Origin of the sequence: Lysobacter alkalisoli, from assembly GCF_006547045.1 — a bacterium.
Classification (GTDB): Bacteria; Pseudomonadota; Gammaproteobacteria; order Xanthomonadales; family Xanthomonadaceae; genus Marilutibacter; species Marilutibacter alkalisoli.
This window is the reverse complement of the sequence record NZ_CP041242.1, coordinates 114,073-129,352: the sequence shown is the minus strand read 5'-3', so window position 1 is coordinate 129,352 and position 15,280 is coordinate 114,073. Positions and strand designations below refer to the sequence as shown.

General features: G+C 69.0%; 12 protein-coding genes. 2 read left to right on the top strand and 10 right to left on the bottom strand.

The window, feature by feature from the left end:
* Positions 1-134: 134 nt before the first annotated feature.
* The 9 genes from folE to FKV23_RS17070 form a co-directional block, all read right to left on the bottom strand.
* Entirely contained in the window at positions 135-725 is a 591-nt protein-coding gene (gene folE, locus FKV23_RS00575) for a GTP cyclohydrolase I FolE (RefSeq protein WP_141622116.1), read from the bottom strand.
* 282 nt (positions 726-1,007) lie between these two features.
* Complete coding sequence (locus FKV23_RS00570) at positions 1,008-2,720, bottom strand: sensor domain-containing diguanylate cyclase (protein ID WP_141622115.1); 1,713 nt, start codon at positions 2,718-2,720, stop codon at positions 1,008-1,010.
* 95 nt (positions 2,721-2,815) lie between these two features.
* Positions 2,816-3,880 carry a CPBP family intramembrane glutamic endopeptidase gene (locus tag FKV23_RS00565; protein ID WP_141622114.1) on the bottom strand — a complete coding sequence of 355 codons (1,065 nt, stop codon included), beginning with the start codon at positions 3,878-3,880 and terminating at the stop codon, positions 2,816-2,818.
* A 96-nt stretch (positions 3,881-3,976) separates the two neighbouring features.
* On the bottom strand, positions 3,977-4,768 hold the full coding sequence (locus tag FKV23_RS00560) for an AraC family transcriptional regulator (protein ID WP_208543207.1): 792 nt from the start codon (positions 4,766-4,768) through the stop codon (positions 3,977-3,979).
* Between the two features lie 236 nt (positions 4,769-5,004).
* On the bottom strand, positions 5,005-6,510 hold the full coding sequence (locus FKV23_RS00555) for an efflux transporter outer membrane subunit (protein ID WP_141622112.1): 1,506 nt from the start codon (positions 6,508-6,510) through the stop codon (positions 5,005-5,007).
* Positions 6,503-9,682 carry an efflux RND transporter permease subunit gene (locus FKV23_RS00550; RefSeq protein ID WP_141622111.1) on the bottom strand — a complete coding sequence of 1,060 codons (3,180 nt, stop codon included), beginning with the start codon at positions 9,680-9,682 and terminating at the stop codon, positions 6,503-6,505. The genes FKV23_RS00555 and FKV23_RS00550 overlap by 8 nt, the downstream gene beginning before the upstream one ends.
* 245 nt (positions 9,683-9,927) lie before the next feature.
* The gene (locus FKV23_RS00545; protein ID WP_208543206.1) at positions 9,928-11,175 is read right to left on the bottom strand and encodes an efflux RND transporter periplasmic adaptor subunit; all 1,248 of its coding nucleotides are present in this window, start codon (positions 11,173-11,175) and stop codon (positions 9,928-9,930) included.
* Positions 11,172-12,077 carry an SDR family NAD(P)-dependent oxidoreductase gene (locus tag FKV23_RS00540; protein WP_167284861.1) on the bottom strand — a complete coding sequence of 302 codons (906 nt, stop codon included), beginning with the start codon at positions 12,075-12,077 and terminating at the stop codon, positions 11,172-11,174. The genes FKV23_RS00545 and FKV23_RS00540 overlap by 4 nt, the downstream gene beginning before the upstream one ends.
* Positions 12,074-12,331: a hypothetical protein gene (locus tag FKV23_RS17070; protein WP_167284858.1), complete on the bottom strand. Its 258-nt coding sequence runs from the start codon at positions 12,329-12,331 to the stop codon at positions 12,074-12,076. Before FKV23_RS17070 ends, FKV23_RS00540 begins: the two co-directional genes overlap by 4 nt.
* 150 nt (positions 12,332-12,481) lie before the next feature.
* On the opposite strand from FKV23_RS17070, the gene FKV23_RS00535 reads away from it, so the two are divergent.
* Entirely contained in the window at positions 12,482-13,534 is a 1,053-nt protein-coding gene (locus FKV23_RS00535; protein ID WP_141622109.1) for a LysR family transcriptional regulator, read from the top strand.
* Between the two features lie 83 nt (positions 13,535-13,617).
* Here the strand turns inward: FKV23_RS00535 and FKV23_RS00530 are convergent, their stop codons facing one another.
* Positions 13,618-14,505: an oxygen-binding di-iron domain-containing protein gene (locus FKV23_RS00530; RefSeq protein WP_167284856.1), complete on the bottom strand. Its 888-nt coding sequence runs from the start codon at positions 14,503-14,505 to the stop codon at positions 13,618-13,620.
* A gap of 141 nt (positions 14,506-14,646) precedes the next feature.
* Here FKV23_RS00530 and FKV23_RS00525 point away from each other — a divergent pair, with 141 nt between their 5' ends.
* On the top strand, positions 14,647-15,246 hold the full coding sequence (locus FKV23_RS00525; RefSeq protein WP_141622107.1) for a TetR/AcrR family transcriptional regulator: 600 nt from the start codon (positions 14,647-14,649) through the stop codon (positions 15,244-15,246).
* The last annotated feature ends 34 nt before the right edge of the window (positions 15,247-15,280 follow it).

Here is a 15,280-nt window from a genome sequence, read left to right as displayed (position 1 = left end):
CGGAGGGCCGGACCCGCGAAGCGGGGGTTTACGGCGTGTCCCGCAAAGCCATGGCCACGGGCTTCCCACGCAGATCTGTCCAGGGAAAACCCACCCCCACCCAACCCTCCCCCTGAGGGGGAGGACCATGAAGTTCACCGCCCCGGGCTGGCCTCGATGAAGCGCAGGAATTCGGCGCGGGTGCGGGCGTCCTCGCGGAAGCTGCCGAGCATGGTCGAGGTGATCATGCTGACCCCGCGCTTGTGCACCCCGCGGGTGGTCATGCATTCGTGCGCGCCGATCACCACCACGCCGACCCCGCGCGGCTGCAGCACGTCCTGGATCACCTGCGCGATCTGCGCGGTCATCTTCTCCTGCACCTGCAGCCGTCGCGCGTAGGTCTCGACAACGCGCGCGAGCTTGCTGATCCCGACCACCTTGCCGTCGGGCAGATAGCCGACGTGAGCCTTGCCGATGATCGGCGCCATGTGGTGCTCGCAGTGGCTCTCGAACTCGATGTCGCGCAGCACGATCATCTCGTCGTAGCCCTCGACCTCCTCGAAGGTGCGCTTGAGGTAGTCGGCCGGGTCCTCGCTGTAGCCGCTGAACCAGTCGCGATAGGCCTTGGCCACCCGCGTGGGCGTATCGAGCAGGCCCTCACGATCGGGATCGTCGCCGGCCCAGCGCAGCAGGGTGCGGACGGCGGCTTCGGCCTCCTCTCGGGACGGCTTGCTTGGATCGGCCATGGTGCGCTTCTGGATGCGGGAAACAGGAAGGGCATCCTACTCCACGCATCCCGCTTCGCGCACGGGTACCGCGAAAACAAGAACGGAGCCGCGACCGGCTCCGCCAATGTGCCACTGTTTGTTTTCACCGCACGCGTTCGACGGCGCGCTGGTTCGAACCTTGCCACACACGCAACGCATCGCAATGATCGCGCGCACATTCATGCGCCGGGGTTCAGCTGCCGTTTCGACGCCTTCCCGTGGTGGCCAACGCCATCGGCGGCACGGACACAGACCGGCTGCCTATCCGGCCGCCACACCCGGCCGCCGCCTCGATCCGCCCGATTCCGGCCCGGAGGAAACGCCGATGCTGCCGGGGCCGGCGATCCGTACTCCGGCCAGCGCCTCGCCGGCGCGGCGCAGCAGCGCATCCACGTCCTCGCCGCGGCGCGACATCGCCAGGCCGATGCTGACGCTGACCGCGATGTCCTGGCCGTCGATGGTGAACGGCCGCTGCTGGAAACCGTCGACCACGCGCTGGGCCAGCCGTTCGCCATCGCCGCGACTGCATTCGCTGACCACCGCGAACAGGTCCGACTCCATCCGTGCCACGGTATCGTCCGGTCGCACAAGCCCGTGCAGGCGCGTGTACACGTGCTGCATCACGGTATCGCCGACCACGTAGCCGTGGCGGTTGTTGACCTCCTTGAAGTTGTCGAGGTCGATCAGCAGCACCGCGTACCCACTGCTGCCGAGGTGGCCCATCTGGCTCCACGCCGCCAGCATGCGTTCGAGAGCCTGGCGATTGAGCGCACCGGTGATCGTGTCGCGTTCGTTCGACTGCCGTGCCAGCAGGGTGATGCGATGACGGTTGGCGGCGTGCTGGCCCAGTGCCAGCGCCAACACCCCGGATTGCAGCACCGCACACAACGGCAGCACGCGCTCGACCCACGGCGCGTCGACCAGGCCGAGCTGGTGTCCGGACATCAGCGCGACGACCGCCAGCAGCGGCGTCCATCCGAGCAGGAAATAGCCGGCATGGGCCGCGCCCTTGCGCCAGGCCAGGATCGCCACGACGATGCCTACCGGCATCAACACCAGTAGCAGCATCTGTACCACGCGCGGATACCAGCCGATCACGTGCTCGCGCCCGACCAACAGCACGGCCAACAGGCCGAAGAACAGCCAGACCATGGCGCTGATCGTCCGGGATGCGCGCGGCAGCAGCCGGCCGAGCTCGAGGAAACGCGCGGCGAAAACCAGTTGCAGGGTGATCGCCAGGGTCCCGAAAGCGTGCCGCGCGAGCATGCTGTCCGTCGCCATCCAGGCCAGGGCGCGTATCTCGGCGGCGTCGCCGGACAGCAGCAGCGAGTACGCCGAGGCGCAGGCCAGATAGGCGGCGAAACTGAGGTAGAGCAGGTCGCGCAACGCCAGCCACAGTCCGAACATGAAGATCGCGACCAGCACCAGCACGGTGACCGCGGCGGTGGCGAGACGGGCGTCGGCACGTTCGCGCAGGATCAGCTCATCGGCGTGGGTGAAGCCGATCCGCACAGCCTGGCCGGCATGTCCTTCCACATGCAAGTAGGCCACTGCGGCAGCGGGCCAGCCATTGGGCAGGGGCAACTGCCAGCCGCGCCGCAACAGCGCCGATTCGCCGTGGACGCCCTGCCCGACCGTCACCGGCGGCGCCGACGGCGGGTGAAAGGTCACCACACCGAGGTTCTGCGCGCCGCGCAGCACCAGAACCTGCCGCGAACCGGGCTCGAGCGATCCGGTGCTCGTGAGTCGCAGCCAGTAGCCGGCCTCGCGCCGGGGCAACAGGATCCGTGCCGGCGCATCGCCCTCCGCAAGCGCACGCTGCTGCACCGGCGCACGCGCTGGCGGCATCGCGAGCGCCTGCTCGGTCAGCAGCAGCTCGACCTTCAATACCGGCGCCGGCTGCGCCTGCGCACAAGCCGGCAATACGCTGCCGACGGCGGCGAACGCCAGCAGCAGGGCCAGCACGATCCGCATCCGCGATCTCCTCCGGTCAGAGCCGACAGTCTAGCGGCGGAACGGGCATCGGTGCCCGCGGCCGTGAGGCAGGGGCGGCACACCGACGCCGTGCTTCAGCCTGGACGGGAAGGTTCGATGTCCGAGGGTTCGGTCAGGCTGCTCCCGATCGGGCCCTGTCCGCGTCGACGCCACATCCGGTCGATGAACACCAACGCCAGCAGCAGGGCAATCATGCCGAGCCCGGCATGCTCGGTGAACGGAACCACGCGCACCGTGTTGTTCAATGCCGTGTGCAGGACCACCGCCAGCAGCAGGTTGCCGCCGCTGCGGTTGTAGAGCCAGGTGAACAGGATGCCGAGCAGCACGCACACGCCCACTTTGGCGAACACCATCTGCGGGTCTTCGGGATACTGGCCGTTGACGAACAGCGGGTAGTGCCAGAGCCCCCACACGATCCCGATCAATACGGTACTCGCCAGCGGACTCATGCGTTTCTGCAGCTCCGGCAGCATCCAGCCGCGCCAGCCCGCTTCCTCGCCGACCGCGACGACCAGCAGGGTGAACAGGATCGAGCGCAGCACGAACAGGCCCCACACCGACAGCGGCAATCCCCCGCTGGCGGACTCGATCGGCGAGCCGGTCAGCCATGCGATCAGCACGCCCAGCAACATCCAGGCGGCCGGAAGGAACAGCGCCGCCAGCCACCAGCGCAACGGAACGCGCCAGCGGAACACGGACGACAGCTGCGGCGACCGGCTGCCCGCAAGCGAGGCCACGATGAAACCGGCCACCGCGGCGGCGGCCAGCGCGCTGGCGATGCCCAGCGGCGACAGGCCCGGCGGCTGCGCGACGGCGAACGCGGCCGCGGTGGTGGCGTCGCCGGTCAGCAGGATGGAGACATCGATGGTGGCGACGATCGCGAACACCGGGAAGAAGCGCATCCACCAGGTCCTGTTGCCCAGGGTGGCGCCGGTGCCGCGCCAGCGATCCATGAGGATCACGGCCAGCGCAGGCCCGAAGGCCAGGCCGGTGACGATCTTGCCGAGGGCCCAGTCTGGTCCGGCGATCCACGGCACGCAGAACCACACCGACCAGGTGATGGCGAAGGCGAGGACGATGAACACGAGGACCGGATGCCGCCCGGCGATCGCTGCGGGCGAGAAGGGCTTGTCTGTCATCGTGGGCTCATTGCGCGTCAGCGCGGGTGGAGGACGGCATTCTCGCCCCGGCCCCGACCAGGCGATAGAACGATCGTGCGTGCTGCGCGCCCGTCCTCAGGCAGGACGCGCCCACTTCCCCGGTGTGACCCCGAAGGCGTTGCGGAAGTGGCGGGTGAGATGGCTCTGGTCCGCGAAGCAACAGGCCGCAGCGACCTCGGCCGGCCCGTGGCCGTCGGCCAGCATGTCCCGCGCGCGTTCGAGCCTGCGCATGAGCAGGTAGCGGTAGGGACTGGTGCCGAACAGCGCGCGGAAGTCCCGCGACAGCTTCCAGCGGTCGCGCCCGCTCGCCCTTTCGAGACAGGCCAGGGACACGTCGCTGCTCCAGTGCTCGAGCATGTATCCGCGTGCCCGCTCGGCGGCGCAGTGGTCGATGGGCCTGGTCCGGCGTCGCGGCATCGACAGCGCGTCGAGCGAAGTGGAGAGGTCGTACAGCGCGTCGTCGAGTTCCAGCTCGTCGAGCGGTCGCCGGTAGTCTGCCAGCAGCGCCCGTACCGGGCCGATCAGGCGCGGATCGGTCGAAGTGCCCCCGGCGATGAACGGAAGCCCGCTGCCACCGAGCATCCGCTGGATCCGGGCAGGCTCGATGTGGATGGAGCGATAACGGAAGCCGTCGCTGGTGCCGGGCCGGCCATCGTGGCGCTCGTCCGGGTGGATCACGACCACGCCACCCGGAAGCGAATGGCGCGCGGTGCCGCGGTAGTCGAAGCACTGCACGCCCTCCAGGGTCAGCGCCACGGCATAGGTGTCGTGGCGATGGGGCGCGAACTGGAATCCCGAAAGATGGGCCTCGATGCGCTGCTGCCCACCCGCCGCATGCCGCAACCACGGGGCCGCCCGGCCCGTCACGACGCCGGAGGCGGCCGGGGTTGCGGATGCGGGCGGACTTCCAGGGGTCGGCGGCAACGTTATGAGTCCGGGATGATTCCTGCGGCAATGAGGGCCGCGATGTCGCGAACCTTCCGGGCTGAAAAGCATCAGCCAGAGAGAGCATGCGGTTGGCCCGCACGCTAGCACAGGCCGTCAGTGGACCGCGCTCCGACGAGCACGAAAGCCATCCAATGCCGCTCTTGCCGGTGCGGGCATCAGTCGCGTCCGGCGATGCCCTCACGCAACGGTTGCCGGGACGGCCAGCCGCCGGCCAGCGCTCGGTACACGCCGACCGCGCCATTGACGCTGCGGGTGCGGGCGTCGGCCAGCGCGTCCTGTGCCTGCAGCTGGCTGCGCTCGGCATCGAGGACCTCGAACAGATCGGTGGCACCGGCCTCGTAGCGCACCCGCGCCAGTCCGGCGGCGCGCGCGCTGTCTTCGGCGGCCCGGGCCAGGTGGGCATCCTCTTCGCGGGCACGGGCGTAGCGGACCAGTGCGTTGCTGGTGTCCTCCAGCGCGCGCAGCACGGTCTGCTGGTAGCGCGCGAGCTCGCCTTCGGCCGTGGCATCGGCGGCGGCGATGCGGGCACGCACCCGGCCGATGTCGAGGAACGACCAGTCGATGCCGAGCGCGACCAGACGGGTCTCGCTGGCGCGTTCGAACAGGGCGCTGGTGTCGATCGCCTGGCTGCCGATCAGCCCGGCGAGGGTGAAGCGCGGGAACAGGTCGGCGGTAGCGACGCCGATCCGCGCGGTCGCCGCGTGCAGGCGCTGTTCGGCAGCGAGCACGTCGGGCCGGCGTCGCAACAGCTCGCCGGGCGTGCCCGGGTCGAAGCGCTCCGGCAATGCCGGCAACGGCTGTGCCTTCGACAGTTCCGACAGCAATGTTTCCGGAGTGCGCCCGGTCAGCACGGCCAGCCGGTGCATGCTGACCGCCTCGGCCGCCTCAAGCGCCGGGACCCGGGCCAGCGTGCCTTCCAGCTGCGCGCGGGCGCGGGCGGTGTCGAACTCGGTGCCGCGCCCGGCCTGCAGCCGCGCATCGACCAGTCGCAGGGTGTCGCGCTGGTTGTCGGCATTCTCGCGCGCCACCTGCAGACGCGCCTGCAGACCGCGCAGCTCGACATAACCGCCGACGACCTCGCCGACGATCGCGACCTGCAATGCCTGCAGGTCGGCCGCTGTAGCGGCGGCTTCGGCGCGGCTGGATTCGACGCTGCGCCGGACCCGGCCGAACACGTCCAGCTCCCAGCTGGCATTGACGCCCGCCTCGTACGACTCGACGTCGCGATCGCCGCGCGGCACGCCCGGCATCTGGTCGGCGCTGCTGCGCGATTCGGCGGCCGTGCCGCTGGCGGTGATGGTCGGCCAACGGTCGAACTTCGACCCGCGCAGCAGCGCGTTGGCCCGGTCGTAGTTGGCCAGCGCGATGCGCAGGTCGTGGTTGGCGACCAGCGCCTCGTCGACCAGGCGACTCAGGACCGGATCGTCGAAGTCGTCCCAGAACGGGGCGTTGGCGTCCGGAGTCGGCCGTACGTCGACGGCCGCGTCGGCACCGGCAGTGGCATCAACAGCCGCGCCGAAGCTGTCCGGCACTGGCAGGATCGGCCTCACGTGGTCGGGGCCGACCGCACAGGCGGCCAGGGCGCTGGCCAGCAGGCTCGCGGTGAACAGGTTCGCTACGAGCGGCCGGGCCCGCGTGATTGCTGCATTGAACTCAGGCATGGGAAGTCTCCACGTCGTCGCCATGGGGCAATGCCGCAGGCTCGCGCGTCTTGCCGCGCTCGGCCCACTTGCGCAGGGCGACATAGAACACCGGGGTCAGGAACAGGCCGAACGCGGTCACCCCGAGCATGCCGAAGAACACCGCGATGCCCAGCGCCTGCCTCACCTCGGCACCGGCGCCGCCGGCCAGCACCAGCGGCACCACCGCGGCGGTGAAGGTGATCGAGGTCATGATGATCGGGCGCAGGCGCAGGCGGCAGGCTTCCAGCGCGGCCTCCACGATGCCCATGCCCTGCTGCTCCAGCTCGCGGGCGAACTCGACGATCAGGATCGCGTTCTTGCACGCCAGCGCGATCAGCACCACCAGTCCGACCTGGACGAAGATGTTGTTGTCGCCGCCGGTTGCCCACACGCCGAGCATCGCCGACAGCATGCACATCGGCACGATCAGGATGATCGCCAGCGGCAGCGTCCAGCTCTCGTACAGCGCGGCCAGCACCAGGAACACCAGCATCACCGCGAGCGGGAAGATGATGAGCGCGGCCTTGCTCTGGTTGGCCTGCTGGAAGCTCAGGTCGGTCCATTCGAAGCTCATGCCGTTGGGCAGCACCGCGGCGCCCATCTCGGTCAGCCGGTCCATCGCCTGCGCCGACGACAGCACGCGCGGATCGGATTCGCCGGCCAGGTCGGCGGCCGGGTAGCCGTTGTAGCGCAGCACCGGGTCGGGACCGAAGGTCTCACGGACGCTGACCATCGAACCGATCGGCACCATCTCGCCGCGGTCGTTGCGGGTCCGCAGGTTGGCGATGTCCTCGACGCTGTCGCGGAACGGCGCATCGGCCTGGGCGATCACCTGCCAGGTGCGTCCGAACTGGTTGAAGTCGTTGACGTAGGCCGAACCCAGGTAGGTCTGCAGGGTGTCGAACAGTTCGGTCAGCTGCACGCCCTGGGCCTTGGCCTTGGTGCGGTCGACGATCGCATCGAGCTGCGGCACGTTGGCCTGGTAGCTGGTGATCGGGAAGCCCATCCCCGGGGTCTGCGCCACCGCGCCCTGGAACGCGTTGACCGCCTCCTGCAGCGCGCCGTAGCCGAGTCCGGCACGGTCCTGGACGAACAGCTGGTAACCCGAGCCATTGCCCAGGCCCTGGATCGGCGGCGGCATGAACGAGAACGTGAGGCCTTCCTGCAAACCGGCGATCTTCTGGTTGATATCCGCGTTGATCTGCTCGGCCGTGCGCTTGCGTTCGCCGAACGGCTTGAGGGTCAGGAACGCCACGCCCCAGTTGGGCGTGTTGGTGAACTGCAGCGGGTTCAGGCCGGGGAAGGGCACGGTGTGGATGACGTCTTCGTCTTCCATCGCGATCTCGGCGACCTTGTCCAACAGCTCATTGGTGCGCGACAACGACGCGCCCGCAGGCAGGTTGACGCCGGCCATCAGGTACATCTTGTCCTGCACCGGGATGAAGCCGGCCGGCACCCATTGGAACATCAGCCCGGTCGCCAGCAGCAGCCCGGCGTACACCGCGAACACACCGCCGCGACGGCCCAGCGAGCGCGCGACGCTCTTCTGGTACCTGTCCGAACTGCGCCCGAAGAAGCGGTTGAACGGGCGGAACACGCGGCCGAACAGGCGATCGATCAGGCGGCCGAGGCGGTCCTTGGGTGCATCGTGCGGCTTGAGCAGCATCGCCGCCAGCGCCGGCGACAGGGTCAGCGAGTTGATCGTCGAGATCACCGTCGAGATCGCGATGGTGACCGCGAACTGGCGATAGAAGTCGCCGGTCACACCGGTCAGGAACGCCATCGGTACGAACACCGCACACAGCACCAGGCCGATCGCGATGATCGGTCCGGAGACTTCCTTCATTGCCATGTGCGCGGCTTCCAGCGGGGTCGCGCCGTCCTCGATATGGCGCTCGACGTTCTCCACCACCACGATGGCGTCGTCGACCACGATGCCGATCGCCAGCACCAGGCCGAACAGCGTCAGCGTGTTGATCGAGTAGCCGAGCAGGTACAGCACGGCGAAGGTACCGACCACCGACACCGGCACCGCCAGCAGCGGGATCAGCGAGGCGCGCCAGGTCTGCAGAAACAGGATCACCACCAGCGCGACCAGCAGCACCGCCTCGAACAGGGTCTTGATCACCGACTTGATCGAGTCGCGCACGAACACCGTGGTGTCGTAGATCGACCGGTACTCGATGCCTTCCGGGAAGCGGGTGGCGAGCTCGTCCATGGTCGCGATCACCTCGTCGCGGATCTGCAGCGCATTCGCGCCCGGCGCTTCGAACACGCCGATCGCGACCGCCTCGTTGCCGTCGAGTTGCGAGCGCAGGGTGTAGTCGCTCGCGCCCAGCTCCAGGCGGGCGACGTCGCGCAGGCGCACCAGCTCGCCGTCGCCGCCGCTCTTGACCACGATGTCGCCGAACTCCTCCTCGGTGGCGAGCCGGCCCTGGGCGTTGATCAGGGTCAGGAAGCGACTGTCGGGCATCGGTTCGGCGCCGAGCTGGCCGGCCGATACCTGAACGTTCTGCTCGCGCATCGCCCGCACCACGTCGCCGGCGGTGAGCCCGCGCGAGGCGATCGCGTCGGGGTCGAGCCAGGCGCGCATCGCGTAGTCGCCGCCGCCGAAGATCTGCGCGTCGCCGACGCCGCGGATCCGCGCCAGCGAATCCTTGACGTGCAGGCGGGCGTAGTTGCGCAGGTACAGCAGGTCGTACTTGCCCTCGGGCGAGGTCAGGTGCACCACCATCAGGAAGGTCGGCGACTGCTTCTGCACGGTCACGCCCTGCCGGCGCACGTCTTCGGGCAGTCGCGCCTGCGCCTGGGCGACGCGGTTCTGCACCTTGACCGCGGCGTCGTCCGGATCGGTGCCCGGACGGAAGGTCACGGTGAGTTGCAGCACGCCATCGGAGCCGGCGACCGACTTGACGTACATCATGTCCTCGACGCCGTTGATCGCTTCCTCCAGCGGCGTCGCCACGGTCTCGGCGATCACCTTGGGGTTCGCGCCCGGGTACACGGTGCGCACCATCACCGATGGCGGCGCGACATTCGGGTACTCGCTCATCGGCAGGATCGGGATCGCGATCAGGCCGACCGCGAAGATGATGATCGACAGCACCGCGGCGAAGATCGGCCGGTCGATGAAGAACTTGGAGAAGTCCATGGGGGATTTCCTGGCAATGGGTTCCCCTCTCCCGCATGCGGAAGAAGGTGTTGCACGAATCGCGGGCCTGCCGGCCCTTCCGCACGGTCGGGGGAGGGAGTGTGCGAAAGGACCGGCGCCGCTATACCGCTGGAGGCGGGTCTGTTGAGAGCAGCCCTGTTGAGGGCAGGCCTGCTGGGAGCTGGCCTGCTAGGAGCAGGCCCATCGGCGACGCACCGGACGAGGTCGGCGTCATCGGCTCGACATCACTGACCGCCTCCGGCGGGCCCAGCCGGTCCGGAGCCGGCACTTGCGACCTGCGGTGCGCCGCCCATCTCGATCGTGGTCGGCGACACCGGCATGCCCGGGAAGAACACCTTCTGCACGCCATGCACGATCACCTTGTCGCCCGGCGCCAGGCCGGCGCTGACCTCGCGCAGGTCGCCGGACGCGCGGCCAAGGGTGATGTCGCGGCGCTCGGCGGCGTTGCCCTCGCCCAGCACATAGACGAACTTGCGGTCCTGGTCGGTGAGCACGGCCTGGTCGTCGATCAGCAGCGCCTGGTGCCTGTCGCGCCCCTGCATCCGGACACGTGCGAACAGCCCCGGGGTCAACAGCCGGTCGGGATTGGGCACCACTGCACGGACCCGGATCGTGCCGGTGCCGCTGTCGATCTGGTTGTCGACGAAGTCGACCTTGCCGGCATGCCTGAAACGGTCTTCACCGCCCTCGCCGCCCAGGCCGACCCGGACCGCGTTGTCCTGCACCGCGCGCTGCTCGCCGGCCTGGGCGGCATAGCGCTGCCAGGTCTGCTCGTCGGCCTCGAAATGGACGTGGACCGGATCGAGCGACACCAGGGTGGTCAACACCGTCGCATCGGCCTGGGCGAGGTTGCCGGCGGTGACCAGCGCGCGCCCGGCACGGCCGGAAATCGGCGCCCGCACCTCGGTGAACTGCAGATCCAGGCGCGCATTGGCGACCGCGGCCTCGGCCGCGCGCACCGCCGCTTCGGCCTGCGAACGGCCTGCGCGACGTGATTCGAACTCCTCGGTCGAGATCGCCTTGGCCTCGACCAGCGACTGCGCGCGGGCATGCTGGGTCCGCGCCAGTTCGGACTCGCTGCGCGCCTGCGCCAGTTGCGCCTGGGCGCGATCGAGATCGGCACGGTAGCGGCGCTGGTCGATCACGAACAGCAGGTCGCCCTTGGCCACCTCCTGCCCTTCCTTGAACGCGACGCGCTCGACATAGCCGCTCACGCGCGGACGCAGTTCGACCGACTCGACCGCGCTGACGCGGCCGGTGAACTCGTCCCAGGGCTGTACCTCGCGGCTGACGACCTCGGCGATGCTGACTTCAGGTGGTGGCATGTGCTCGGCGGTGGAAGCCTGGCTGCCGCAACCGGCCAGCACCAGGCTGATGCCCAGGCTCAAGGTCAGCGCGAGCAGGGGCAATCCGGTCCCGGAGCGCGCAAGGCGCCGGGACGATGAAGCGATGGGAGTGAAGTGGGGGTTCATAAGGGGCGTTCCTTGTCGTGCGGCGAACGGGAAAGCGGTGGGCGTGGCGGCAACAACCTGTCCAACAGCGTGCGGACCGGCTGCTGACAACCTTCTGGCAGCAGTTCCGATGGCGCCGTAGCGGCGCCTTCCTGCAGGTTTGACGATCCGGCCGGTGCGGTTTCGACAACCTCTGCCAATGGCATCGGCTGGTCGCCACCGTCGGCATAGCGGACGATGACCGGCGGTACCGGCGGCTGGCCGTCGCGATCGACCAGGGCCAGCGCACGCTGACCCACGGCAAGCGCGCTCGGCCAGCGCGGGCAGCAATGGCGGGCCTGTTCCCCGGTCCGCACCGGGCTGTCGACCGAGAGCAGTTGCACCCGCACGCCCTGCGCGCGGGCTTCATCGTGGAGGACGCGGGCGAGCATGCGCAGCGCGGCCGTGCCGACCGAGCGGTGGCCGTAACCGGCCCATGGCTGTTCACCCCCGGGGCCGCCGATCAGCACATAGGTGCTGTTGCGGCCGACATCGGCCAGCAATGGCAGCAGGTGGCGAGCCGCGGCCAGGTGCGGCAGCAGGTCCTCGTCGAGGCGGCGGCGCAGCAACTCGGCCGGCTGGTCGAGCAGGCGGCCGGCGCGCAATGCGCCGCAGATGCAGGCGACCACACCGCCCAGCGGCCGGTCGAGCTCGCGCAGGCGCGAAGCCAGGACGGCACCGGCCGCATCGTCGTCAACGGCCCCCTGCAACAGGGTCAGCAGCGGCGAGTTTGGCGCCAGCGCACGCAGCGACTCCAGCGCCTCGGGGTTGCGCGCGACCGCGATCACCGGCCGGCCGCGATCGAGCGCGGCCTGCACCACGCCGCGTCCGATACCGCCGGCGGCGCCGAGTACCACGACCGGCAAGGAGGCTGTCCCGCTCATGGGATTTTCACTCCCGCCGATGGGATATTGTCCCGCCCGCGGGCCAACTCGACCAATGCGGCCACGAAAGGCAGGACCAGCATCAGTGCCGGCAGAGCGAACACGAAGGCCAGCACCCAGAGCACCATCCAGGCCTCGCCGGAGCCCGCCGCGACGCCTTCCCGGAGCACGACAAAGGCCGGCCATGCCAGCAACGACATGGCCAACAGCATCAGCGGAAAGAACACGTAGCGGATGGCGCGCGGGGCCAACATGGGGGCGGACTCTTGCAGGAATGGCGGCCAGACTACGCCGACGACCGGCACTTGATTAGTCGGCAAATGAGGGAATAATTGTTCCGCGCATGGTCCAATAAGCCAGTCCAATAGGCTCCACCCCCTCTCCTGACCACGGAAACCCCTCCCATGGCCCGCGATCTCAACGACACCCTGATCTTCGTCAAGGTGGTGGAAGCCGGCAGTTTCATCGCCGCCGCCCGCGCCCTGCGCCTGCCCAAGACCACGGTCAGCCGCAAGGTGCAGGAACTGGAAAGCCGCCTCGGCGCCCAGCTGCTGCACCGGACCACCCGCAAACTCGGCCTGACCGAAGCCGGCAATGTCTACTACGAGCATTGCCAGCGCATCGCGCGCGAGCTCGACGAGGCCGAAAGCGCGGTCGGCCAGCTGCAGGCCGGTCCGCGTGGCTGGCTGCGGGTGACCGCGCCGTATTCGATGGGCATCGAGCGCGTCGCGCCGCTGCTGGGCGAGTTCCATGCCCGCCATCCGGAAGTCCGGGTCGAGATGATCCTCAGCAACGACAGCCTCGACCTGGTCGACAAGGAGATCGACGTCGCCCTGCGCGTCGGCGCCCTGCCCGACTCCAACCTGGTCGCGCGCCGGCTGGCGGTGCTGCGCACCCAGGTCTATGCCAGCCCGCACTACATCGAGCGCCACGGCGAACCGCTGCAGCCGGACGACCTGCGCCACCATCGCACCCTCGCGTTCCCGAAGTTCCGCCGCAACGGCCACTACATCTGGCCGCTCGACGACGGCAACGGGCTGCAGGAGTTCACCGTCGACCCGATCATGGTCGCCAACGATCCGGCCGCGCTGCGCGGCGCGCTGCTGTGCGGCGAGGCGATGATGCTGGCCTCCGACGTGATGGTCCGCACCCACGTCGAACAGGGCTACCTCAAGCGCGTGCTGGCCGGCTGGACCGGCCCCGAGTACGACCTCAACGCGGTGTTCCCGCGCGGCCACGTGCAATCGCCCAAGGTGCGCGCCTTCGTCGACTTCCTGGTCGAGCGGGTCAACCTCGACGTCGACTACATGGAGCACGTGTGCCCCGACGTCCGCGGTCGCTGCCAGCTCGGCGCCGACGCGCAGAGCGATGCACTCAAGGCCGAGCTGGCCCGGGTCGGGGCGACGAAGAAGGACACCGGCCAGGCCGACGAGACGCGCGAGAAGCTGCCCGCCTGAGCCCAGGGCACGAAGAAGCCTGCCCGGATCATTCGTCATGCCTGCGCTGGCAGGCGTGATCCGGCCAGGTACGTGTCCGCGCATCACCTGGCCAGCGAAGCGGGCGTGGCCGTCGCCTGCACGGAGGGTCCGGGGGCAGCGATGTCATGCAACCGGGCATCTCCCCTTGCGCGCGATGATCCGGCCGCGACTGCGGCCAGGGCGCTTTCGAGGCTGAACGGCATCAGCGCCGGGTCCGCCGCGGCCGGCCGGCACCAGGCATCGTGGACATCCTCGAGGAGTGGGCCGAGGTCGCCGGTCACCGGCGGCAGGTGGCCCGTCAGCGTCGCCAGGGGAGTGAGACAGCCCACGGCAGCCAGCGACGCGGCAAAGCGTCGTGGGTCGATCTGCGAAAGCCATGGCGCGTCCAGCGACGACCAGTTGCGCAACCCTTCGGCGAGTGCGTGCCGCGGAATGTCCGCGTAGCGCTCGGCCGCATCGGGCAGCACCGCCCCGAACGCATCGGCGGCGAACAGCACACGGTCGTGGAGATCGAAGAAACCGAGCGTTTCCGGTGCGTCGTAGTAGGGCGGCCGCAGCGGGACCAGCTCGCGGTCGCCCAGGTCGATCCGGGTACCGGGCTCGATCGTCTGGACGCGGGAGGCGTCCATCCCCGCCACCTGCATCTTGCCGGCACCGAGGAAGCTTGTGAGCACCGTTGCGTTTGGCGCCAAGGCGGTCACACGGTCGAGGTTGCCGACATGGTCGGCGTCGAGGTGGCTGATCCAGATCCAGCGCAGATCTGCGGGGTCGATCGCCTCGGTCAATGCCGCGATGTAGGCGTCACTTACGGCGAGCAGACCGGTGTCGACCAGCATCGGCTGGCGGCCGCGCAGCAGGAAGCTGTTGGCCGCAAGGACGCCCATCCCGGGCACTGGAAGCCAGGAGGGCAGTACCGACCAGTCGCCGGCGACCGGTTGGACAGGGGACATGACGGGAACGGCAAGGGGAGCGGGGGCGGAGGCAACCATCGGCTTTCTCTCAAATAAGTAAACACGTGTGTTTATCGAAATCAGAGGCTAGACGCGGCCGGGCCGGTTGTCAACACTTCAGTGAACAGATATGTTCACCAAATGAGCACGACACCCCCCGGAAAGCGTTCGTACGCCAAGCGCAAACGCCAGGAAAGCCAGGACGAGACGCGCCAGCGCATCGTCGAGGCGTCCATGCACCTGCATGAGGAAATCGGCCCCCGCGCCACCACGATCAGTGCCATCGCCCAACGCGCCGGGGTCACCCGGCTCACCGTCTACCGTCATTTCCCGGACGAAACCGCGGTGTTCCAGGCCTGCACGTCGCACTGGCTGTCGTTGAACCCGCCGCCGGCCCCTTCGGCCTGGGCGGGGGTGACCGATCCGTACCAACGGGCCGATGCGGCGATTGCCGCCTTCCATCGCTACTACGCATCGACGACGGCGATGTGGATGGCCGCGCATCGCGATGTCGCCGATGTACCGGCTCTGCAGGGCCCGATGGCCGAGTTCTCCGCTCTTGTCGACGAGATCGCGGACGACCTGTTCCGTCAGTTCAAGGTGCGCCGGCATCGCGTCCAGTTGCAGGCGACGCTACGCCACGTGCTGGCATTCACGACCTGGGCGTCACTGCAGCGACTGGGGCTCGACGACCCCGGAAAGACCAAGCTGGCACGCGCCTGGATCGCCGCGGTGACCTAGTGGGGCGCTCCCAGGACACGCTGGTTCCGTCGTG